This is a genomic window from Bacillus sp. B1-b2 (assembly GCF_009183415.1).
In the GTDB taxonomy this organism is placed as follows: Bacteria; Bacillota; Bacilli; order Bacillales; family Cytobacillaceae; genus Niallia.
Genome location: NZ_WEHU01000030.1, coordinates 1 through 23,077, shown reverse-complemented (window position 1 = coordinate 23,077; position 23,077 = coordinate 1). Strand labels below are relative to the sequence as shown.

At 33.7% G+C, this 23,077-nt stretch carries 22 protein-coding genes; 6 read left to right on the top strand and 16 right to left on the bottom strand.

Annotation, left to right across the window (positions count from 1 at the left end; translation table 11 throughout):
- Positions 1 to 17 precede the first annotated feature (17 nt).
- The 3 genes from lepB to F9279_RS20715 form a co-directional block, all read right to left on the bottom strand.
- Positions 18 to 572, bottom strand: coding sequence for a signal peptidase I (gene lepB / locus F9279_RS20725; RefSeq protein WP_152116101.1), 555 nt, complete (start codon positions 570 to 572; stop codon positions 18 to 20).
- A gap of 36 nt (positions 573 to 608) precedes the next feature.
- Positions 609 to 1,229, bottom strand: coding sequence for a TVP38/TMEM64 family protein (locus tag F9279_RS20720; protein WP_152116100.1), 621 nt, complete (start codon positions 1,227 to 1,229; stop codon positions 609 to 611).
- A 596-nt stretch (positions 1,230 to 1,825) separates the two neighbouring features.
- The gene (locus tag F9279_RS20715) at positions 1,826 to 3,802 is read right to left on the bottom strand and encodes an alpha/beta hydrolase family protein (RefSeq protein WP_152116099.1); all 1,977 of its coding nucleotides are present in this window, start codon (positions 3,800 to 3,802) and stop codon (positions 1,826 to 1,828) included.
- A 198-nt stretch (positions 3,803 to 4,000) separates the two neighbouring features.
- On the opposite strand from F9279_RS20715, the gene F9279_RS20710 reads away from it, so the two are divergent.
- Positions 4,001 to 4,381, top strand: a complete 381-nt coding sequence (locus F9279_RS20710; protein WP_152116098.1) for a hypothetical protein — start codon at positions 4,001 to 4,003, stop codon at positions 4,379 to 4,381.
- Positions 4,382 to 4,387: 6 nt separating this feature from the next.
- Here the strand turns inward: F9279_RS20710 and F9279_RS20705 are convergent, their stop codons facing one another.
- Positions 4,388 to 4,963, bottom strand: a complete 576-nt coding sequence (locus F9279_RS20705; RefSeq protein WP_152116097.1) for a competence protein ComK — start codon at positions 4,961 to 4,963, stop codon at positions 4,388 to 4,390.
- Between the two features lie 187 nt (positions 4,964 to 5,150).
- Here F9279_RS20705 and F9279_RS20700 point away from each other — a divergent pair, with 187 nt between their 5' ends.
- Entirely contained in the window at positions 5,151 to 5,384 is a 234-nt protein-coding gene (locus F9279_RS20700; RefSeq protein ID WP_152116096.1) for an IDEAL domain-containing protein, read from the top strand.
- Between the two features lie 300 nt (positions 5,385 to 5,684).
- Here F9279_RS20700 and F9279_RS20695 read toward each other — a convergent pair whose 3' ends face one another.
- The 7 genes from F9279_RS20695 to hemE all read right to left on the bottom strand — a co-directional run bounded on the left by F9279_RS20695 (position 5,685) and on the right by hemE (position 14,129).
- Positions 5,685 to 6,116, bottom strand: a complete 432-nt coding sequence (locus F9279_RS20695) for a GNAT family N-acetyltransferase (RefSeq protein WP_226793786.1) — start codon at positions 6,114 to 6,116, stop codon at positions 5,685 to 5,687.
- Positions 6,117 to 6,322: 206 nt separating this feature from the next.
- Positions 6,323 to 7,597 (bottom strand): M48 family metallopeptidase, encoded by a 1,275-nt coding sequence (locus F9279_RS20690; protein ID WP_152116094.1) that lies wholly within the window; start codon positions 7,595 to 7,597, stop codon positions 6,323 to 6,325.
- Positions 7,598 to 7,752: 155 nt separating this feature from the next.
- Positions 7,753 to 8,742: a lipoate--protein ligase gene (locus F9279_RS20685; RefSeq protein ID WP_152116093.1), complete on the bottom strand. Its 990-nt coding sequence runs from the start codon at positions 8,740 to 8,742 to the stop codon at positions 7,753 to 7,755.
- Between the two features lie 228 nt (positions 8,743 to 8,970).
- Complete coding sequence (locus F9279_RS20680) at positions 8,971 to 11,187, bottom strand: YhgE/Pip domain-containing protein (protein WP_152116092.1); 2,217 nt, start codon at positions 11,185 to 11,187, stop codon at positions 8,971 to 8,973.
- A 72-nt stretch (positions 11,188 to 11,259) separates the two neighbouring features.
- Positions 11,260 to 11,832 (bottom strand): TetR/AcrR family transcriptional regulator, encoded by a 573-nt coding sequence (locus F9279_RS20675; RefSeq protein ID WP_152116091.1) that lies wholly within the window; start codon positions 11,830 to 11,832, stop codon positions 11,260 to 11,262.
- Between the two features lie 272 nt (positions 11,833 to 12,104).
- The gene (hemH, locus tag F9279_RS20670) at positions 12,105 to 13,049 is read right to left on the bottom strand and encodes a ferrochelatase (RefSeq protein WP_152116090.1); all 945 of its coding nucleotides are present in this window, start codon (positions 13,047 to 13,049) and stop codon (positions 12,105 to 12,107) included.
- A gap of 27 nt (positions 13,050 to 13,076) precedes the next feature.
- Positions 13,077 to 14,129 (bottom strand): uroporphyrinogen decarboxylase, encoded by a 1,053-nt coding sequence (gene hemE, locus F9279_RS20665; RefSeq protein WP_152116089.1) that lies wholly within the window; start codon positions 14,127 to 14,129, stop codon positions 13,077 to 13,079.
- Between the two features lie 396 nt (positions 14,130 to 14,525).
- On the opposite strand from hemE, the gene F9279_RS20660 reads away from it, so the two are divergent.
- A complete protein-coding gene (locus F9279_RS20660; RefSeq protein ID WP_152116088.1) occupies positions 14,526 to 15,152 on the top strand; it encodes a spore coat protein in 627 nt (208 codons plus the stop codon).
- Positions 15,153 to 15,277: 125 nt separating this feature from the next.
- Complete coding sequence (locus F9279_RS20655) at positions 15,278 to 15,796, top strand: antibiotic biosynthesis monooxygenase family protein (RefSeq protein ID WP_152116087.1); 519 nt, start codon at positions 15,278 to 15,280, stop codon at positions 15,794 to 15,796.
- A 72-nt stretch (positions 15,797 to 15,868) separates the two neighbouring features.
- On the opposite strand, the gene F9279_RS20650 is transcribed toward F9279_RS20655, so the two are convergent.
- Genes F9279_RS20650 through liaF form a run of 3 tightly spaced genes read right to left on the bottom strand, consistent with a single transcriptional unit; the run spans position 15,869 to position 18,293 of the window.
- Positions 15,869 to 16,501 (bottom strand): response regulator, encoded by a 633-nt coding sequence (locus F9279_RS20650; RefSeq protein WP_152116086.1) that lies wholly within the window; start codon positions 16,499 to 16,501, stop codon positions 15,869 to 15,871.
- Positions 16,494 to 17,528: a sensor histidine kinase gene (locus tag F9279_RS20645; RefSeq protein WP_152116085.1), complete on the bottom strand. Its 1,035-nt coding sequence runs from the start codon at positions 17,526 to 17,528 to the stop codon at positions 16,494 to 16,496. Before F9279_RS20645 ends, F9279_RS20650 begins: the two co-directional genes overlap by 8 nt.
- Before the next feature lie 15 nt (positions 17,529 to 17,543).
- The gene (gene liaF, locus F9279_RS20640; RefSeq protein ID WP_193224656.1) at positions 17,544 to 18,293 is read right to left on the bottom strand and encodes a cell wall-active antibiotics response protein LiaF; all 750 of its coding nucleotides are present in this window, start codon (positions 18,291 to 18,293) and stop codon (positions 17,544 to 17,546) included.
- Positions 18,294 to 18,547: 254 nt separating this feature from the next.
- On the opposite strand from liaF, the gene F9279_RS20635 reads away from it, so the two are divergent.
- Positions 18,548 to 19,951, top strand: a complete 1,404-nt coding sequence (locus F9279_RS20635) for a hypothetical protein (protein ID WP_152116083.1) — start codon at positions 18,548 to 18,550, stop codon at positions 19,949 to 19,951.
- 13 nt (positions 19,952 to 19,964) lie between these two features.
- Here F9279_RS20635 and F9279_RS20630 read toward each other — a convergent pair whose 3' ends face one another.
- On the bottom strand, positions 19,965 to 20,621 hold the full coding sequence (locus tag F9279_RS20630) for a phosphatase PAP2 family protein (RefSeq protein ID WP_193224655.1): 657 nt from the start codon (positions 20,619 to 20,621) through the stop codon (positions 19,965 to 19,967).
- 186 nt (positions 20,622 to 20,807) lie between these two features.
- On the opposite strand from F9279_RS20630, the gene F9279_RS20625 reads away from it, so the two are divergent.
- Complete coding sequence (locus F9279_RS20625; protein WP_152116081.1) at positions 20,808 to 21,989, top strand: M20 family metallopeptidase; 1,182 nt, start codon at positions 20,808 to 20,810, stop codon at positions 21,987 to 21,989.
- A 165-nt stretch (positions 21,990 to 22,154) separates the two neighbouring features.
- Here F9279_RS20625 and F9279_RS20620 read toward each other — a convergent pair whose 3' ends face one another.
- The gene (locus tag F9279_RS20620; RefSeq protein WP_152116080.1) at positions 22,155 to 22,889 is read right to left on the bottom strand and encodes an EcsC family protein; all 735 of its coding nucleotides are present in this window, start codon (positions 22,887 to 22,889) and stop codon (positions 22,155 to 22,157) included.
- Positions 22,890 to 23,077 lie beyond the last annotated feature (188 nt).

The following is a 23,077-nucleotide window of genomic DNA, read 5'->3' as shown; positions in this document are numbered from 1 at the left end:
CAAAAAATGAGTTCTTTTTAAAAAGAATATTGTATTTCGTTAAACGGCCAATATCTTAAGTTTACTTTCCCCACTACATCTTCTATTGGTATAAAACCGAAATGGCGACTATCCCAGCTTCCTAGACGATTATCCCCTAAGACAAATAACTTTCCTTTTGGCACAATTTTTTCCCCTGTTAGTTCCTCTAAAGTGAAATTACCAGTTAATCGGCCAGATGATACTTGATTTCGGTAAAAATTTAAAAAGGGCTCCTCGTATCTATTTCCATTAATATATAACTGATCGTCACGGTATTCTATTTTATCCCCAGGTACTCCAATTACTCTTTTTACGTAGTCTTCTTTTTCATTAGCATGAAATACAATCACATCGAAATGCTCAAAACCAGTCATCCTATAACCTAATTTATTGACAATTAATTTGTTTCCATCCTGTAATGTTGGCAACATGGACTCACCATCTACTACATAATTGGAGAAGAGAAAAGCACGAATAATAATAAAGATGATAATACCTATTCCAAATGCTTTTAACCATTCTATGCTTTCTTTTTTTATTGCTTCTCTCAATCTCTATCTCCTCCAAATAAGATTTGCTAGTAATTCTTAATGACTTCTCTCTTTATTCTCTACATCTGTATTATTTAATTTTTTTTCGACTATTTTACCAACATACCAAAGAATAAAGATTGCTATAACAACGGGAATTGTTCTTAAAGGCTTTTGAATGAGCGCTGTTATATCGTAACCGATAAAACTAACGATACTGATCATAACGAATTTCCCAGCCACAACTGCTAGTACATATTGACTCATTTTTATTCTTGATAATCCAGCAACAATATTAACTAATGCTGATGGTGTAAAAGGGAAGCAAAGTAATATAAATAATGGACCAAATCCATGCTTTTCTATCCATATCATCGGCTTTTGTACTTTTTTATGATTTCTTAAGAAACTTAATAGCTTCTTTTGTCCATATTTTCTAACAATCAAAAACACTAGTAATGCACCTATTACCGTCCCACCCCATGAACAAAGAAATCCTATCCAATAGCCAAATGCATTCACATTAGCCATGATAAAAACAAAAAGAGGTAAAAAAGGAATGAAAGCTTCTAACAAGGGCAAAAGAATTCCAGGGATGGGACCGAATGAGCGATAACTTTCAATTAATTGCATAATGCCTTCTAATGTAAACCATTCTTTTAGTGTATTAATATCCATCAGCTAAAACCCCTTGTATCTTACTTCTGCATCTATAGATTATCTAATGTAGGATTGTTCTACTAAATATTCATATAGTAGATATTAATAGGAATGAATAAAGATTAAGACCCACCATTTCCATCCTTTTCCCCATTAAACACACGCTTAATCTCACTTACTTCTATTCTTCTTAATGATTATGAAAAAAGATTTTCCTTTTCTTATTCTTAGCCTTCATTATCCTATTTGTATGTATATTTGCCCAACCACTAATCCCTTTAATAATGTTTAGCTTAGATCATTCTCTTTGCTTTTCCTTATAAATTCTAACCCTTATGGTAAATTATAGTCACCATCTAAAGTAAATATTTTCATATAATAAAAATATTTACTTGAAGGTTGTTTAAAATTCTTTTGTATCATAATTTTCTCATTTTCTAACAAAATAGGCTAGATAGCAACAAACTTTACCTAATAATCATGAATTATAAAAGTTGTCTTATTTATCATATCAAAAAAATAAAAATTCTACATTGATTCTTCCTTAAAATTAAAGAAACCTCCTGAAATAGAAAAATAGAGGGCCAAAAAGGCACCTCTACTAATTTAATTGCTTATAAATATTCTTTAAACCACTCATTAATATAATTTAATCGTTGTATGCGTAATGTAGGTTTTCCACTTCGAGAAAGTTCATGGTTAGACTCTGGAAATCTTACTAGCCTCGTTTCCTTTTTCTGAGCCTTTAAGGCGATGAATAACTGCTCTGCTTGTTCGATTGGACATCGATAATCCTTTTCACCATGTAATATTAATAGTGGTGTTTCTATATTATTTACATATTTAAGTGGAGAATGCTTCCATAATGTTTCTATATCGTTTAAATCGGCTTTAATCTGCCATTCTGAAAAATAATAGCCAATATCACTGACTCCATAGAAACTAATCCAATTAGAGATAGAACGTTGTGTAACTGCTGCTTTAAATCGGTTTGTATGACCAACAATCCAGTTTGTCATAAAACCACCATAGCTTCCACCAGTAACACCTAAACGATTCTCGTCAATAAAGTCATATGTATTCAGTACATAATCTACTGCATCCATAATGTCTTCATAGTCTTTTCCACCATAATCTCCACGTACAGCATTAACAAACTCTTGTCCGTAACCATGGCTGCCTCTTGGATTAATAAATAATACAGCAAACCCATTAGAAGTTAATGTTTGGAACTCATGAAAGTAAGAATTTGCATACATGGCATGTGGACCTCCATGAATTTCTAGCACCAATGGATACTTTTCTCCTTCTTTATAGTTGGAAGGCTTCATTAACCACCCATGTATATCCCAACCATCACGAGATTGGAACTGTATAGACTCTTGACTAGTAAATGTGTGATTCTCTTTAAAATCAGTATTCACATCGGTAATTTGATCAAGCTCACCAGTCTCTAAATTTAGCGTAAATAAATCACCTGGGTTGGTTGGAGTACTAATTGCTACTACCGCTCGCTTTAAACTACCTCCAGTTGAAAGCCCGTAAACATATTGCTTATCAATTAATGATGGATAAATTGCCCCAGAAATATGCCCAAAGTAGACAATGGTACTTCCATTATCAGTTGCAATAAATGTAAAACTCTCATTATCTTCTCCCCATAGAATGCCTGGTGTAACTACTCCTTGTTGAAAATCACCTATTGCATAATCTCCGACATTAACATCCCAACTATCTGTTAAGCAATGTAGATACTTACTTTCAAGATCGTAAACCCATAATTTGGACAAAGTAGCATTTTCATATTCTCGACCATTTCCTATAAGTCCCAACTTTTTGCTGTCTGGTGTCCATGTCACTTTACCAAAGCTACCATTACTTTCCGTTACTTTAATCCATTTTTTTGTTGCTAACTCATATAAAAATATATCTGAGATAAAACTAAAATCCTTTTCTTCTGTCTCATCTGCACAGATAGCTAAGTATTCACCATTAGGAGACCAGCTTTGTAAAGTATAATCATTGCTCCCTGATGTAATTTGGTTAATAGCACCTGTTTCTACATCAACAGTGGCAATATGCTCATAACATCCATCCCAAAATCCTGCTCCATCTGATTTATACTTCATGGAAGTAACTTCAAGTGCCTTTAATGATGTCTTAGTTTCTTCCTTCTTTTCTTTATCCTCAACTGTTTCTTCCCCTTTTAAAGAAAATTGGAAAGCTATCTGTTTTCCATCTGGCGACCAAATTGGGTTACTTGCGCCATTTTTTAAAAATGTAAGTTGCTTTGCTTCTCCACCGCTCTTACTTAATAAGTATAGTTGGTTTTTACCTGATCGATCAGATACAAACACGATACGTTTTCCATCTGGTGACCAGCGAGGTGAAACGTTTTTACCTTCCCCAAATGTCCATTGTTGATCTTCTAACGTATCAAGATTTTTATAGTGTATATTTGAATGATACTTGTCTGCCTCTTGATTAATCGAAGTCATGACATATAAACAGTCTCCATTTATACTCACCTGTGGATCAGCTACTGAGTTTAATTCATATAAATCTTCTGCAACAATACTTTTATTACCCATTTATCTCTTCCTTTCCGTAAATAATACTTTAATTATTTCAACATTAGAAATAAATCCCCTTTTTTTTTACTATAATTTCTTATAAAGCATAGGATAACCATACTATAAACAAAATACAGTTAGCTACTTGAAAAGCATAAACATTCATTGTATGATTAACAAGAACATTTGTTCTGTTTTTAAGAGGAGTTGGGTATTATGACACGTATTCCAGACAAGGATAGAAATATAATGGAAAAAGCAATCTATCTGCCAATGCTGTTAATTATACTTAATCGAGATTTAGAGATCATAAAGAAAAGTAATTTCAAGCTAAAACAGCCATATATTGATTTGGTGGAGAATGCGATGAAGACTGTACAAGAGGAGTTAAGAATAACGAAGAGTTATATGTATAAACATAATATGAAGATACAAGAAACCAATCGTGACGAAGCTTTTACTATGTTTTTATTTTTATACAAAGGATATGAGGAATATCATAATTACTTTAATCCACGTTTACGTAATAGAGTTCAAGAATTATTAGAATATTATTTATTCAAAAGGTTTATGTTGGATGATTCACCGACTACTTAAATCCCTTTACTCTAAATCCTTTTTTCTACTATATGTAACTTGATTTTCAGCTAATTTTTTTCGTTTGTCACTTCCTTTTTTATAGATCATTTTCGAGTTTTTACTTGCTTCTATATTATACTGTTGCACAGTCTTTAATGCGTTTGTCCTCATAAGTTGATTATTAATGGTATGTAATGACACATCGATGTTTAATTGTTGTAGATTTCTAAATGTTATAGCTACTTTTAGATCTTCTGTTTCCTTTATATCAAGAATATTGTGAAATGAAATCCATACACAATCTACATTGTTCGGTGAATGAGTGGGGAAAAAATATACGGAGTTAGATTCATCTATAATAATGGGCAGTTTATGATTATAATTCATCAGCTTGCGTGTTCCTTCTCTTCGCCCCTCGTATGAGCAGCAAAAGTAATCACAACTTCTTTTTATGATCATTAAGGGACTTAATTTGCAAAGATATATTTCTTTATCTTGATATATTTTTGAATAAATCAAATTATCCTTCATAACGATTGGAACAATAGCCAAGGTATAATAATTTATTTCAAAAGTATCGATCCAATTATATTGATCCATAAAAAACCTCTTTTCTTTTAGTAATCTTCTCTAATGATAGCACTTTTTTCCTATTTTATAATAAAAAAAATCATTCTTTCAGAGTTTTTACATATTCTTCATCTTTTTTTCTAAATCTTTAAAATATTCATTGATATTTTCGCATACCCGCCATATAATATTAAAAAGGTATCAGGAGGGAAAGACAATGAATGATAAGTCATACACTGAGTTTACCAAATTGCATGCTAACAAGAATAAAGGCAATGAAACTTATGTGATAGATCTTTACATTGAGATGCTACTTTCAGAAATCCAATGGAACATCGAGAAAGCAAATCTAATGTCCCTGATTGATAAAGCCATTGACGAACAAGACAGAGAAAGCTTTACTGAATTAAGTATTGAATATAAACAATTATGTAAGCGCTTTGATAATTAAGTTGTATCATAAAATAAATACCACCCGTGATGATTATACGGGTGGTTTCCTCTGCAGCTAAAAGCTTTTGTTACTAACCAAACTCTAAAGGGCTACTTAAGAATTCGCAAATTGCACTACTTCATGGCCAGACCTAGAGGCCTATTTTACCCACAAACAAGTTTGATATGCTCCAGCAACCGCCATTGTTCTATGACAATCATCTGTGTCTTTCGGTTGTAGAAAGAGGAAAAGAACCCATTCAGAATAGCCGGAGAATATTCCCTTATTTAACCGGAAATTCTTCATTTATTTTGCTAATTACTCTTTCCCTCCACGAAAACAAAGGCGATGAAATTTGTTGATATAAGTGAACAATTCTTCCCCTGTTACTTTGTTTTGTTCTGCAGAAGAAATGGAAATAGGATAATACATAGCATGATAAGGCTCAGGTACCCAAATATAATGATGAATATAATCTGTGAACAGAAAACCGCAGTTCTTCCAAAATTGAATGCGTGCTTTATTTTCTTTTGTTTCCTCTGATTCAACTTCAATAATCACCTTATTATAATCTTCAATCATTGATTTCTTCACCAAATAATCTACAAAGAATCTTCCCAATCCACGATTTCGCTTTCCTGCTGTTACTGTCAAATAATCAATAATCATTACCTGTTCACTGGAAAGCCTCCCAGTGAGAGCCATTGCCACTGGGACAGAATCACTATATCCTACATGAAGCTCAGCCATGTTTTGCAAGAGCATATGTCGTACAATTTAAATTGGCTTTGCTCCCTTTTCTCCAAAAGCCTCTATGTACAAGGGACTAGCATCACTCCATAGATGCTCATCCCATGTACAAACTGTTTTAATTTCCATAAAAATTAACCTCTACTTCATTTTTCTCCAGAATTCTATCTAGTGTTATTCTAACAATATATCCTTATGATAAAATCTTACTCCTTATTTCTTAACTCAATACTTTCCTCTTCCAACTTACTTATTCTCTCTAACATTGTTGGATGACTATAACGGAATACTTTCACTAACACAGGAGGATTCACTTCACTTAAACCGCTTTTTGCCAGCTTTTGAAAAGTAGTTATACCACTCTCGGGATTTTGTGTTAGTTGAACAGCATATTCATCTGCTCTTTTTTCTTCGTAACGAGACATTAGATTCGAAAAAGGGTTTACAGCAAAAGATAGCATAGAGATCAATAAAAGAATTAGCGGAAATGATTGAATATCCTCTACTCTCCTAATGTTAAGTGCTTTCCCCCATCTTTTTACCAACCAATGCATCAGTTTATATATTAAATATAAGCCTAGAAGAGAAAAAGCTAAGCTAATAGCAATTCCTATATAAATATGTTTTTCCACATAATGAGCCATTTCATGTGCCATGACAAACAGTATTTCATCCTCATTTAATTCTTTTAAGCTTGTATCCCATAAAACAATTCTGGCATTACTACCTATTCCTGTTACATAGGCATTTAATGCATTGGTTTTGTCTGACATGTTTACTTCAAACACATGGTCAGCTGGGATTCCCGAAGCACTTGCCAATTCTAATATTTTAGCCTCTAACTCTTTATCTTTTAATGGAGTAAACTCATTATAAAGTGGATCAATAATAACCGGTTGAATAAAGGTAATAAATAATGTAAATGGGATAGATAATAACCAAGCATAAAGCCACCATCTCTTCTTACTTTTGCTCATCAACCAATATAGAACAGACACAATAATGTATAGAAAAAGAAAATTAATCCAAAAATCTACTAACTCATCTTTCATCCAAGAAGAAAATCCTTGTGTTGAAATATGGTACGTTTTTGATAAAGAATAGCCAATATAACTAATTGGAAATGTAAGAATGTAGGCTGTTAGATTTAACCAAAATAGATAAATAGCTGTTTGTAGCATTTTGTATTTGGCTGAATCTTCTCCCCATTTTTTAAACACCTTAGACACGCCGAATAATAAAATAAACAAATAGAGAAGCCATTCAAAAGGAGTGGAAATAAAGAATAGAAAATTTTTCACTCTTGAATATTCTTCACTTAATACCAATTCTCTACTATTTAAAAAAGTGGATGGATCACTACTTGTTCCTTGAAATTCAAAAGGTAAAGTGGGAGTTGAATATTGAAATAAATACCAATAAAAAAACAAGCCATATAGAACATAGATTAGCACTGCATAAAAACCAATCTTTCTTGTCATAATTTCCCTCCTGCCTAGTACAACCTATACTAATAAGTAGTCCTCAAAAAAAAATTTAGAACTTAAATTAAACTAGGTCAGGTTACTTTTTTGTTGACTGCCATAAAAAAACATCCTAAACCATAATGTTAGGATGTTAGTATATTTAATAAGGATTAATAAATTAATTGAAGAAAATCTTCTTTTGTTACATTTCCAAAATAATGTTTAACGGAAATGTCATCTAATGCTTTTTCTAGCTCTGAGCGTTCGTAGCGTACACCAATTAATCTATTTTCGATATCTTCTACACTACCCACTCCAAAGAAATCACCATATATTTTGCAATTTTTGACGATACCTTTAACCACATCAAAACGGACATCAATTTGACCTACCGGGAAACGATGAGAATGTTGTAAATTAAATTTAGGAGATTTGCCGTAATTCCAATCCCAATTTTGATATTTTTCTTTAGAAAGCTGGTGAATTTTTTCCCAGTCCTCTTCTGTTAATACGTATTCTTGGATGTTCTCTTCTCCATCAAAAAGATGAGTTAAAAGTAAACGACGAAACTCTTCTATCGATATTTTCTCTGGAAGGAATTCCATTATATTAGCCACTCTGCTTCTAACAGACTTAATTCCCTTTGATTCAATCTTATCTTTTTTTACTTTTAATGCGGAAACAATGTGATCCATTTCAGAGTTAAACAATAATGTTCCATGTGTGAACATTTTTCCTTTTGTTGCGAATTGAGCGTTTCCAGATATTTTTCTACCTTCTGCCAACAAATCATTACGCCCACTTAATTCTGCATTTACTCCCATGCTTTTAAGTGCTTGTACAACTGGCTCTGTAAACTTTCTAAAATTATGGAAACTATCTCCCTCGTCTTTCGTGATAAAGCTATAATTCAGATTCCCTAAATCATGGTAAACAGCGCCTCCACCAGAAACTCTTCTCACTACATGAATCCCTTGTGACTCTACATATTCTGTATTAATTTCTTCTATTGAGTTTTGATTCTTTCCAATAATAATAGAAGGTTCATTTATATAAAATAAAAGGTATGTTTCATTTATATCTAGATTCTTTACAGCATACTCTTCTATTGCAAGATTAATCCTTGGATCTGTTATCCCTTTATTGTCTATAAATAGCATAAAGACACCCCTTAAAATTTTGTAGAAATATATCCAATTATCTCGAATTATAGCGCCCTTTTATACTATAACGAAAAATCTATAAATAATCACTCACTTTGTACTTTTTTCTTATAAATGGTAGAGATTTCTTCTTTGCTATTAATAAAAAACTGTTACCATTATCCCTTTTACTATATGACTAGCTAGTAGCCATACAGTAAAAGAAACTAGTAACAGTTACTCCACTTAATCTACATTTACTTCTAATTCACTAGAAAAATTTCGTTTATGTTTTACAATAAAATATACAGCTGTACCCGTAAGGAAGAAAATTGGGTACCCTATTAAAATACTTGCATTATGCCACATATAGTCAAAGTCCCCAGTCGAAATAACGGCTCGTAAACCAGAAACAGAGTACGACATTGGTAATAAATCATGAATGTGCTGTAAAACATTAGGGATTAACTCTATCGGGAATGTTCCAGCACTAGTTGTTAATTGGAAAATCATGATTAATACGATGACAAATCTACCAGGATTCCCTAAGATAGTAACAAAAAATTGAATTATCGAGAAGAATACTAGACTAGTTAGAATTGTAAAGACTATGAATAATGGGATACTTTGTACTTCTATCCCTAAAATAACAAGTAATACAAATGCTGCAACTAATGCTTGAAGGATTCCTACTCCCATTAATATTGCTGATTTACTGAAGAACCAACGTAATCCATTTTTCGGTTGTCCTTCTGGTTCATCAAAGGAAAATACGATAGATAGCATTAAAGCACCTACAAATAACCCCAGTGAAATAAAGTAAGGAGCTAATCCAGTTCCATAATTCGGAACTTCAGATACTTTCTCTGAATCTACTTTAATTGGATCTGCCATCATATCATAAGTTTTCTCATCTGAATGAATAGAGCTTGCTTCACTTGCACCATCTGATAGTTTAGAAGAGAGTTCCTTGCTACCATCTAATAGAGTGGTTGTTCCTTCCACTAATTCCCATGAACCATCCTTTAATTGAGATGTTCCATCAGATAAAGCTATAGAGTTAGTAGATAATGAGTTCATACCTGTTAGTAGAGTTTGTGCTCCATTTACTAAATCGGAGGACCCATTAGCTGCTTCGGTAAATTTAGTGGAGAATTCATTCATACCAGCAACAAATTTTTCTTGACCAGCAACCTGCTGTTTTGCTCCATTCTCTAACTGGATACTGCCTTCACTTAGCTTGTTTACCCCTTCTTGTAATTTCTCCTGTCCTTTATTTAATTCTGTTAAACCACTTGCTATGTTTTTTCCGCCATTTGTTAACTGACTAGATGCCTGGCTTAACGCAGTCGTATTTGTCGAAATAGATGTAGTTCCATCAACAAGCTTCTGTAATTCTTTGATTAATTCTTGTTTATTTTCCTCTGGCACACCTTCAAGCAGTGGAATGATGGTTTCTATTTTTTCCTGTAATTTTACTGCACCATCATTGAGTTGTTGTGCACCAGTTGCCAATGCTTCAGCTTTATCATTCCATTCTGTTAAGCCAGCAGTTAATGTATTGGAACCAGCTATTAACTCAGTTGTCCCTTTTGTTAAAGTAGGAACACTATCCTGCATAGAATCTATTCCATCTTTTGCTTGAGATATACCGTTCAAAATTGCTTGATCTCCACTTTGCAATTGACCTGCAGCATTATTCAATTGACCTTGAGCTGTTTGAAGTTGGGACATTCCATCATCTAATTTTTTTGCTCCATCAGCAACTTTAGTCATACCGTCATTGGCCGTATTAACACCTTCAGAAAATTGAATAGATTTTTCTGCTAAGGTTGCAAGGTTTTCATATACTTCATTTGTGCCATTATTGACTTTGTTTGTTCCATCTTCTAATTTCTTTGCACCATCACTTGCTGTTTGTAATCCATCTTTCATTTCGTTTATATTATCAAAAATGGATTCTGCATAAGTTTGTGTAACTTCCTTACTTACGCCTTCTTTGATTTTTTCAATAGCAGAGTTTCCAATCTGAGAGGAGATAAAGTTATATCCAGGATTAGAAACATAGGTTAAATCTAGTTTTTTCGGATTATCCTCTAAAAGTGTTGTGGCATTCTCAGAGAAATTCTTCGGTATTTCTATTAACATATAATATTGTTGATTTTCTAGATTTTTATAGCCAGTTTCTTTATCAACGAAAATAAAATGAAACTCATTGCTATCTCTTAAGTTCTCCACTAGGTCCTTTCCTATCTCTAGTGCTTCTCCATTTAATTCCGTACCTGTATCTTCATTTACAACGGCAACAGGCAATTTATCTAGGTTTCCATAGGGATCCCAGAAAGCCCATAAGTAGACACCTGCATATAAGATAGGGATAAAGATAATGGCAATAATAGAAATAAGCTTCATTCTATTTTTAAAAATAGAGGAAAGCTCTGCTTTTAATAAACTTTGTTTCATACATATTCCTCCATTTTTCCACAATGACCAAATAGTTCATTTAGTCATTTTTCGTTATTATTTTAGGATTATCTATGATGATAATCCTTCAAATAGGTGTAATTCAAAGCTTGAGGCTATTTCTTCCGCACTTAATGGATCATGCATTTTTTCCCAATCAAATATTAATGCAATATATAACTTTAAAATAATAAAAGCAGTAATTTCACTGTTTTTACCTTTAATTTCTCCTTTATCCATTGCTTCTTGGACTCGTTCTTGCATATAATGCAAAATTGCATTTTCTAAATGACTAATAACAGCTTTAACTTCCATTGTGCCTATTTCCTTTTGTTCTTGAAATAACTTTACGGTCAGTTGATGCTTCTTACGATATTCTAGCAAGCTCATTAAAGCTCTGTGTACATTCTCGACAAAACTTGATTGTTGATTGAAAGATGCATCGGCCCTTTCCTTCATCTCCTGTATCAACTGATTGATAATTTCTTCAAAAAGCTCTTCTTTATTCTTGAAAAAAGTATAGATGGTGCCTTTCCCTACATTGGCAATCTTCGCAACCTGATCCATTGTTGTTGCTTTATAACCAAACATAGAAAAAGACTTTGCTGCTGCTTCTAGTATGAGTTTTTTTCGATCAACCGCCATGCATTCACCTCACTTCTTTTTTTACCGATTGAATCCGCTGCATGAGATAAAATGACCAAAATAACATTTCGGTCATTTAGTACAGAAATTAATATACCACAGTGTAATTGTTGTTGCAAGAATGTATTATTACTATAATAAGCTTGTTTTCTAAGAAATCCATCATTGCATGTAAGAAGAACGAGAGATGGAGTGAACTTATACTGAATAAATAAGTAAAAAAAACTAAGCAAACCCAAAGGTTATTGCTTAGTTTTTCCCATAAATACAACTTATCCTTTTGTATGAACAGATATTTCATTTAATACTACCGTAGCTAATGCTTCAATAAACTCAGGCTGTGCATTTGGCATTTTTGGTCTATAATACGATGCTCCTATTTCTTCTGTAACCACTTTGCATTCATAATCATTATCATATAAAACTTCTAGATGCTCTGATACAAAACCTACTGGAGCATATACAAAGGATTTATATCCATGCTTATTGTATAGTTCTCTTGTTAAATCTTGAACATCTGGACCAAGCCATGGATCTGGCGTATTCCCTGCACTTTGCCAGCCTAAATAATAAGTAGAGATTTTTGCTTCTTCTGCAATAAGGCTTGCTGTTTCTTTTAACTGTTCAGGATATGGATCTCCATATTGTAAAATCTTTTCTGGTAAGCTATGTGCCGAAACAATTAATGCAGCATTATCTCTTTCTTCTTGAGACATATTTTGATAAATTTCCTTCAGTTGTTTAGCCCAATAAGCAATAAATTTAGGTTCTTTATACCAGCTTTCTACACTATAAATCGTTAATCCACCTAATTTTTCTGCTGCTTCTTTTGCACGATTATTATAAGATTTTATACTAAAAGTAGAATAGTGAGGTGCAAGCACGATACTTACAGCTTCTTCTATGCCATCCTCATGCATTTTTTGTACAGCATCTTCTACAAATGGTTCAATATGCTTTAATCCTAGATACATTTTAAATTCGATATCGTCCTGTATCTTATTTAAATGTTCCTCTAGTCCTTTTGCTTGTTCCATCGTGATTTTTGCTAAAGGAGAGATACCACCTATTGCTGCATATCTGCCTTTCAAATCTTCTAACATTTCCTCAGTTGGCTTTCTACCATGTCTGATATCTGTATAGTATCTCTCAATATCTGCTTCTTTATATGGTGTACCATATGCCATCACTAAAAGACCCATTTTTTTACGGCTCATCTACATTCCCTCACTTATCTTTTATCATTATTTTCGTTTACTAAGTAAATCACCTGAATAATCATGTATAAAGCTAGTTAGTCTTTTTAACACAGCGGGATCAACCTCTGGAAAGACTCCATGCCCTAGATTAAAAATGAATCCTGGTTGTTTTACTCCTTGTTGAATGATTTCTTTCACTCTTTCCTCGATTACATTCCATGGAGCTAAAAGGAAGCTTGGATCAAGATTTCCTTGAACAGCTTTTGTAATACCGATTTCCCTTGCTTCCCTAATCGGTAATCGCCAATCTAAGCCAACCACATCAATAGGAAGGTCATTCCACTCAAGAGCTAAGTGACTTGCGCCTACACCGTGCATAATAAGTGGTATATTTTCCGCCTTTAGCTCTGACACTATTTTAGTCATAATTGGTTTTATAAATGTTCGATAGTCTTGTACATTAAGTGTTCCAACCCAAGAATCGAATAGCTGAATCACACTTGCACCAGCTTTAACTTGAGCTTTTACATATGTAATAACCATTGTTCCTAATTTATCCATTAGTGCATTCCATGCTTCTGGATCACTATACATGAATGCTTTTGTTTTATGATAATTCTTAGAAGGTCCTCCTTCAATCATATAACTTGCAAGAGTAAACGGAGCTCCAGAGAATCCAATTAAAGGCACAGATAATTGTTCCTTTGTAAGTAATTCAATGGTGTCTAGCACATACTTAATATCTTGTTCAGGTTGTAACATACCTAGTTTTAACACATCATCTATTGTTTTAATTGGATCCGCAATAACAGGACCAATTCCTGATTTAATCTCTACATCTACACCAATAGCAGGAAGTGGTGTCATAATATCTTTATATAGTACAGCTGCATCTACATTGTATTGATCAACAGGCAATTTTGTAACATATGCACATAATTCCGGTTGATGAGTAATTTCAAACAAAGAATACTTCTCTTTTATTGCTCTATATTCTGGTTGAGAGCGTCCAGCTTGACGCATATACCATACAGGCACATAGTCGGTATACTCTCCTCTCACTGCCTTTATAAATGTATCATTCCATTTTTTACTCATTCTTAATATGTCCACCTTTCAAAAGGTATATGTTTATATTGTATATCACCAATTAATTATAATAATTATTAAATTATAATATATATAAATAAATTGCAAGCAAAAGTACTTATATCCATGAAAAAAGAATGCCATTTCTTTCGGCACTCACTTTATAGTCCTTATTATCCTTACCTTATGTAAAAAATGACATTCTGAAACATGGTTATATCTTTAATATATATCTTTTTCACTATCTTTGCATAGATAACGTAGGAAATTGTCACAAAATAGACGATTTTAAGCTTGTCTTAAAGAAAAAATTGGAAATATTTTCGGTATATTTCATCTAGTAAATAGAAAATATAATCTTTGTTGTCTAAAACAACTTGAGATTATATTAAAGGAGACAAAAAAATGAAACTAGCTGCTCATGAAGTACATGCATTAAATGAATTAACATTAAGCTGTGTTAATAGTATTACGAATATGGGATATATGATGAACCATGTGCAAGATCCTGAATTTAAAAGCATTTTAGAAAGACATTTCCCTCTTCATATACGTGATTATAATATGAAAGTGGAATTTCTAAAAAAAGGAGAAGGTGCTACTAAGGAACTTCCTCTTCTAAAAGAAAACGCAATGCTTTCCCAATTTACTAATATGGAAACACCCCCAGCTCCTGCAGTACAACCACGAACAATCGTAGACAACTTGAATGATCGAGAAATGGCAACCTCTTATTTATTAACACTGAAACGAGCTGGAAGAGAGTATGCTTGGAATGCAATGGAGATGGCAAATCCAGAAATTCGTGCTTTCTGTCAAACAGCATTTATGATGAGCTGTTCACACGCTTATGAAATGTGGCAATACATGGTGAAAAAAGGTTACTATTTACTCGAGGAAGCAAGTTTATCAATGGTACAAAATATAGGTTCCATGTATCTAGTTGTTCCTGAGGATGCGTCTAACATGCAAGGTTTTATGATGAATAATCAAGATTCTACTGCTGGTAATAGTGGACAACTCTACCAATAATAACTTAAACCTTGGACTAGAGGCTCTTTTAACCGTTCTCTAATTCAAGGTTTTCTCATTTTCTATTCGTGTGAATCTCCTATTTATAGTATGCTTAAAAATAATACCTTATAGGAGGAGAGCAAATGAACATTTATCTTACTAGTGGGACATATGACTATTTATTTAAAAAATATGAAAAAAATATTTTAGAAGAAACTATGCTACTTATGCAAGAAAGTGAAAGTGATCGAGCTATACTCCTACATGAAAGTTCTAGTAGTTCCCTTTTCCAAGAACCAAGAGCTTTTGAGGTTATCTTTTCCTATGGAGCTTTAATAAACAATGGTTATATTACTATGAATCATATCCCAATTAGTGATGAACATAAACCTACTTTTGAATACAGCTTAAAAGAGTATTTAAAAGGGATAGAAGAACGTAATATGGCAGCTATTCGCTTACTTAGTCCGAAAAAGGGAGACACATATATACTTCTTTGTTTATGGAAGGATAAACAGGATTACATTTCATGGAAACAACTGCCTCATCATGCTAATGCACCTATTGGAAAGAGTACGGAATATACATGGAATAGCTTTCAACATTCCTTATTTAATGGGAAGCCTTATTATACATCCTTATTTATACCTGAAAAAAAGTAAGTTCCTCTTAAAGCAACTTCATGATGCTTAAGGAAGATATCCTTCTGAGGTCTCTTTAAATGGATATCTTCCTTACTTTTTTATAACTCCATTCCTATTTGCGTATACAGCTGCCTGTGTACGATCTGCTACTCCTAATTTAGATAGTATATTACTTACATGCGTTTTCACTGTTTTAATCCCTATGTATAATTCTTCACTAATTGCTTGATTCGTCATTCCTTCTCCAATACACATTAATACTTCATATTCTCGTTCTGTTAGAGTGTGGTGAGGCTGTTTATCTACGGAGCGCAATTTGTTTACCATAACATTCGCTACTTTCGGTTCAATAACTGTTTCTCCTAAATGAGCTTTATTAATGGCATCCACTATTTGCGTGGCATTAGCTGTTTTTAAGAGATAACTATATGCACCTACTTCAATTGCTGGAATTACTTGAGCTTCATCATAATAGCTTGTAATAATAATAATCTTGCAGGTAGGATAGTCTTTTAAGATTAATTTTGTTGCATCAATTCCATTACCATCCTCCATTAGCAAATCCATAAGCACTATATCTGGCTTCTCTTTTAGCACTAATTTGACAGCTGATTTCCCACTATTTGCTTCTCCCACAACTTGCATATTTGGTTCTGTTAATAAATAGGATTTGATCCCCTTTCTAACCATTTCATGGTCATCTACAATAACTAATCTAATCATTCTTCCACCCCTCTGTTGGTACCCGAATATCAATATAGGTTCCCTCCCCACTTTTCGAGCGAATCTCCATTACTCCACCAATCTCTTCACTGCGTTCCTTCATCGTCTTTAGTCCATAAGAAGCCATTTTTTCAATAGATGGATTGAAGCCTTTTCCATTATCACTAATATGTAAGTAAACATAATTCTCTCGCTCTTCTAAAATAATCCTCACTTTATCTGCATAAGAATGCCTTAAAACATTGGATAATGCTTCTTGAACAATTCGGAACAAATGCTCTTCTCCAGCAGTTGATAGCTGTTCAATTTCATCAATACTAGCTGAGAATGTAATGCTCGTCTTTCCCTTCAGCTCTTGAATCAATTTGATTAACCCATCACATAAGGAGTCATTACTTAATTCCACTGGTCTTAGGTGAAGTAATAATGCTCTCATTTCTCCTTGAGCCTTTCCCGCAATCATAACGATATCCTTTAATTGTTCTTTTACTAACTCAGGGTTGCGATCAAACATTTTAAAAGCTGCAGATGACATCATATTAAGAGCAAATAATTGCTGACTAACAACATCATGTAAATCTCTAGCCAATCTCTGCCGCTCCTCCATAACCGCTGCTTGATGAGCTGTTTGGCCAAGGCTAGCTTTTTCATTAGCCAATCTTTGTAAAGAAGAAACAAGCTCCTGTTGATATGTCGAAAGATCAAAGAGCTCTGTCTTAATATCATATGTCATTTCATTTTGTAAAGATGCTATGTCTTTAGGAATCTTCCCTCTTCTAAGAGCTGATAAATACCATAATATGTCGTCTAACTGTTTCTTAATTGTACTATTCATCTTTCTAGAAAAGTAAGCACCAGCTAGTAAATTAGTAATAAACAAAATAGCCGTTATCATAAGTGTTACTAAGGAAGAAAAAATAGACTGTGGTTTGAGCGTAATATACACTTGCATCATAACAAATAATATAAGCGAACTTACTAGACTAGTAGTAAAAATAGGAATAAAAAGTCGATACCGATTTGCCATATAATTCCCTCCTTTCTATACATTTTTCACATTGATTTCACCAATCTTCAAGGATAAACGAAGTCTTATTTTTTTTATAGCATCATCATAATCAGCAGATTTATATTCTAATTCATTTTCAATCCCATCTTTACTAGAGTGAAGTAAATTCACCTCACCAATTTTTGACCTAGCTGTAATATGGATAGGCAAATCCTCTGGTATGATAATCTTAATCTCTCCAATAGCGGCATAAATTTGTATATCCGTCTCTCCATCTGGGATAAAACCTTTCGTAAAATCGATAAAGACATCTCCTATCAAATGAGCGAAATACATAGGTTCCACTGACCAATTGTCCTTATTATATTTTAATTCTCCGATTCGAAAGCTCTTCTTTTTTGTCATCACTTTCTCATATAAGTCTTTGCTTTCATATTCGATTTTTATTTGTCCTGGCTTCCAAATCCCCAATGCAAAGAGAATAAGAATTAGCGGCCATAGTTTCCAGAAATCTATAAACTTAAAATCTAGTAAATGAATACGATCTAAGATAAGTAAAATGGAAAAGGTTAAAATAAACAAAGGAAAGAATATATATTTCTTCTTCTTTATAACAAGTTGATACATAGAAAATAATCCATATAGAAGAAGCAAAAATGGATATCCTACGACAAAAACCTCTTTTATTTCCAAGGAAATGACACCTATATTTATTAGTAATAGAACTACCCCTACTAATAGTAAACTAATGGAGAATAGCATTTTTGAAGTGGATTTTTTCATAATCATCCCTTCTTTCTTACAGAATTGAGGCTAGTTTCTCTATTGTACTATCCATTGGTATTTTTTTGTTCATGCTTCTTATGTTTTTTTCTCCGCCTTAAGGCTGAATTTATGTATTCCCTTCTTATATATCCGTATATTTCCATCTTCTATTTTTATCACCATTCACCACACTCTACATAATCTGTATTAAATCCAAATAATGATAAACGCCTATTGATTAAAGGATTTCTGGATGAAAGGGGCTAGATAGTATGGGTATTGAATTAACTGCATTGCACTGGATATATGTACTGTTCATATTCTTTATCATAGGATTTATGGTAATGAGAAGAGATACTACATTTATTTGTATTGTTGGAATTTTTCTAATCGCTATTACAGCAACTGGTTCTCTTAGTTCGTCCGTTAGTAGTATTTTTACTAGTTTTATATATGCTATAACCGAATTACTTCCTACCATTGTTGTAATTTCTATCATAGTTGCCATGAGTAAAATCTTAACGAAAACAGGCATAAATGATGTCATGATTTCTCCCTTTTCTAAATTAATACGCTCGCCTGGATTAGCCTATTGGATTATTGGAATTGTCATGATGCTCATATCCTTTTTCTTTTGGCCATCACCTGCAGTCGCATTAATTGGTGCTGTCTTGTTGCCCGTCGCGTTGCGTGTTGGTTTACCAGGCATAGCTGTTGCCATGGCTATGAATTTATTTGGTCATGGTATCGCTCTTTCAGGTGACTATATTATTCAAGCTGCTCCTAAACTTACTGCTGATGCTGCTGGAATAGCTGTTCAAGATGTTATGCAAGCAAGTATACCATTGGTAATTGTAATGGGAATTGTGACAACAGTTAGTGCCTTTTATTTTATTAAAAGAGATATGAAACGAGGAACGTTAACGCTTACAACAGGAACAACTTCTTCTACAAAATCTGATCTATTACCAGAAGTAAATAAGTTGCTTTTAACTAAGATGCAAAAGAGAATCTTCGCCCTCCTTATTCCTCTATTATTTATTCTAGATGTAGTGGCCATGTTTATATTTAATCTCCAAGGGGGAGATGCGACAGCTCTTGTTGGGGGTACCGCCATATTCATCCTTGTATTTATTACGTTAGTATCTTATAAAAACAAGGGGTTAGAAAAAACCACCAGTTATCTAATTGATGGATTTCAATTTGGTTTTAAGGTGTTCGGTCCTGTTATTCCTATTGCTGCCTTTTTCTACTTAGGTGATTCTGGCTTTAGCACCATTATTGGTGACGTTCTACCCGATAACTCACAAGGTATTGTTAATGACCTTGGGGTTGCACTTGCCTCTACAGTTCCATTAACAAAAGAAATAGGAGCTGTTACTTTAACATTGGTTGGTGTTATCACCGGACTAGATGGATCTGGATTTTCTGGCATCTCTTTAGCAGGGTCTATAGCAGGTTTATTTGCACATGCTATAGGTAGTGGTATTGAAACATTAACGGCATTAGGGCAAATTACAGCTATATGGGTTGGTGGAGGAACCCTCGTCCCTTGGGCACTCATACCAGCAGCAGCCATCTGTAACGTTGACCCTTTCGAATTAGCAAGAAGAAACCTATTACCTGTCTGTATAGGCTTAGTGGTCACCACTATATTTGCGATGTTTCTTATTTAAAAAGCGAGTTGTCTTAAACTCGCTTTTCCCCTCTTCTATTTAAACGCTCATGATATGTTTCATAAAGAAATACCCATATAAATAGCCAAATCCCCCCAAATAAAAAACCACCAATTACATCAGTCGGATAATGAGCACCTAAAACAATTCTACTTATACCTATTAAGAGTATTAATAGCATGGCTACTCCTGCCAGCACAAGCTTGGCAGCATTACTTTTTAAATCCTTTGCTAAAAGATGAGCAATGAATAAATATAAAAGTAATCCAACCATTGCATGACCACTTGGAAAACTTAAAGTATCAGCCTCTTGTATATGTGCTGTAACTGGTCTTGGTCTTGCAATCAAGTCTTTTACTACTTTATTCACTTCATTTCCTAAGCCCACGCACAAAACAAATGCAGCAATTCCCGCATAGTCTTTCTTTTTCCACCATAGCAATATAACAAACAGTAGAGCTACTATCCCAATGCCGATTTTATCGCCTAGTTCTGAAACACCTTCAAAGAAAGGGTCTAGGCTCGATGGAATAAGAGTATGTATAAAGTCCGTAATTGCTCTATCAAATGCTAGCTCCCCTTCATTAGACACAGCAATGATCGTTAAGATGAACAACAATATAGAAAGTACTATTCCTCCAAAAGCAACTTTTGAATTTTTAATATCCATTTTATCCTCCATAAATACATTTATTAGAATATTTATCCATTCTCCTTATTTTATCAACACTTTCCTTCTTTTAATAGAGTGAAATGTTGTTCTTCAAATGGAAGTAGTCACTATAGGATTATTTACATGTTATAATAATGAAAATACCCAATACTCTGATAAATTTTATAGAGGTGACCTATTAAAATGTTAGAAAACATGTTTCTACAATTAGAACAATATTACGAGGAAATGGTCGAGATTCGTAGATACTTGCATCAATATCCTGAATTATCCTTTCAAGAGGTTAAAACAGCACAATATATCCTTTCCTTTTACAAAAAGTTAGGAATCTCAGTAGAGGGGAATATAGGTGGAAATGGTGTTGTAGCAAAAATATATGGAGGAAAACCAGGGAAAACAGTAGCTTTTCGAGCTGATTTTGACGCCCTTCCTATCCAAGATGAAAAAGATGTTCCATATAAATCAAAAATACCTGGAGTGACCCATGCTTGTGGTCATGATGGCCATACTGCTACCTTATTGGTATTAGCAAAGGTAATGAATGAGTATAAAGAATCTCTTACTGGAACATTTGTATTTGTACATCAGCATGCAGAGGAATACTCTCCTGGTGGGGCAAAGCCTATGATTGAAGCTGGATGTTTAGAAGGGGTCGATGTCATATTTGGCACACATTTATGGGCTACTCTACCAACGGGTTCTATTTCTTATCGAGCTGGATCGATGATGGCTGCGGCAGATCGTTTTGAAGTAAAAATCCAAGGAAAAGGTGGTCATGGAGCACAACCACATAAAACGAAGGATTCTCTCGTTACAGCTTCACAGCTTGTTTTGAACCTACAGCAGATTGTTAGTAGAAGAGTAAATCCTATCGAACACTCTGTACTAACCATTGGTTATCTTCATTCTGGCAATGCCTTTAACATCATTGCAGATACGGCCATACTCGGTGGAACGGTGCGTACCTTTAATGTGGAGACTCAAGCAATCATAAAAGAAGAAATGGAAAGAATCATAAATGGGACTTGCCTAACCGCAAACTGTAGTTATGACTTTGATTATCATGATGGCTATCCACCTGTTGTCAATCATCAAGAAGAAACAGTATTTTTGGCCAATTGTGCTAAAGAAATTCCTGGTGTAGAAGTAGTAGAAGGTGATCCTGACCTAACAGGCGAGGATTTTTCTTATTATCTTCAACATGTTAAAGGAACTTTCTTTTTTACCGGTGCTAAACCAGAAGAAGAAGAAAAAGCATTTGGACACCATCATCCTAAATTCGATATTAACGAGAAAGCCATGCTTATCGCAGCTAAAACATTATGTTCAGCAGCATACCAATATCATACAGCATTTGAAAAATAAACATTTCATATATAAACAGTACTCTCTTTCCTTCTTGCAAGGAAAAATAATCAATCGAAGAACCGTACCACCGTTGGCTTATATGCTATGCTAGCAGTCAGTCCTAATAATCTGTTAAAAATAATAAGGAAGAAATATCTCTTTGATATTCCTTCCTTTTTTCCTCTATTCTATACTTTTCCTAGTTTCGTTCTCTTTAAAATAACGAATTCTATATGCATTCAAGGTAGCTTCTCCTAATTGGTCCATTAAGTTATAATTGGCAACGGCTCCTACTGCAGCGCCAATTCCTGGAACTAGCTGTAGCATCTTAACAAGATCGATAAAATCTCGGTATTCCTGTTGAAGCTCTTGCCAATTAAGAGTAGCAGCTTTTTCTTTTTGTTTCTCCCAATTCTCCACTATTTCTACTACTTCTCTTCTTTTTTCCTCACTAGAAAAAGCTAGCTGAAATATATACAAAAGAAAAATTCTTTCTTCTAATGTATCTGTATCATACCCATAAATATTAGCTGCTTCCATTAAAAACTTCATTTTTATCGATAGCAATAAAGGAAAATCTGCTAAGCCTAATAAAATGCCGCCTGCACCCGTACCTGCTCCCTCTACGACTGCTAGTTTTCGATATTGATCCATTTTTCGTTTTAATTCAATATCCTTATCTAATAAAAATGGTAGTGGCTGTTGATTTTTTTTAGTTAGTACATTACTTCCTGCAATGGTTGTTTGAATCATTTGCTTGATTGCTTCTGTAAGGGCTTTATGTACTTTTTCAGGTATATAGGAATTTACTTTATTTTGGGCTTTTTTTGAAACCCTCTGTATAATAGAAGATCGCTTCAATAGCTTTCTTTTCCATTCATTTGTCTCAAGCAAAGCCATTTTTTCATACTCATGCATTTCTTTGACCTCCTTTTATCTTATAACATACGTATGGAGAATATAAATGGTTCCGTATTATAAAACGAATAGAGTAGGGTGACCATTCACATGGCCACCCCCTCATCAAACCGCACGTGCCCTATTAAGGCATACGGCTTACCAACGTGTTATATTGAACTTTTATTTTCCCTGTGCACAGTTTATTT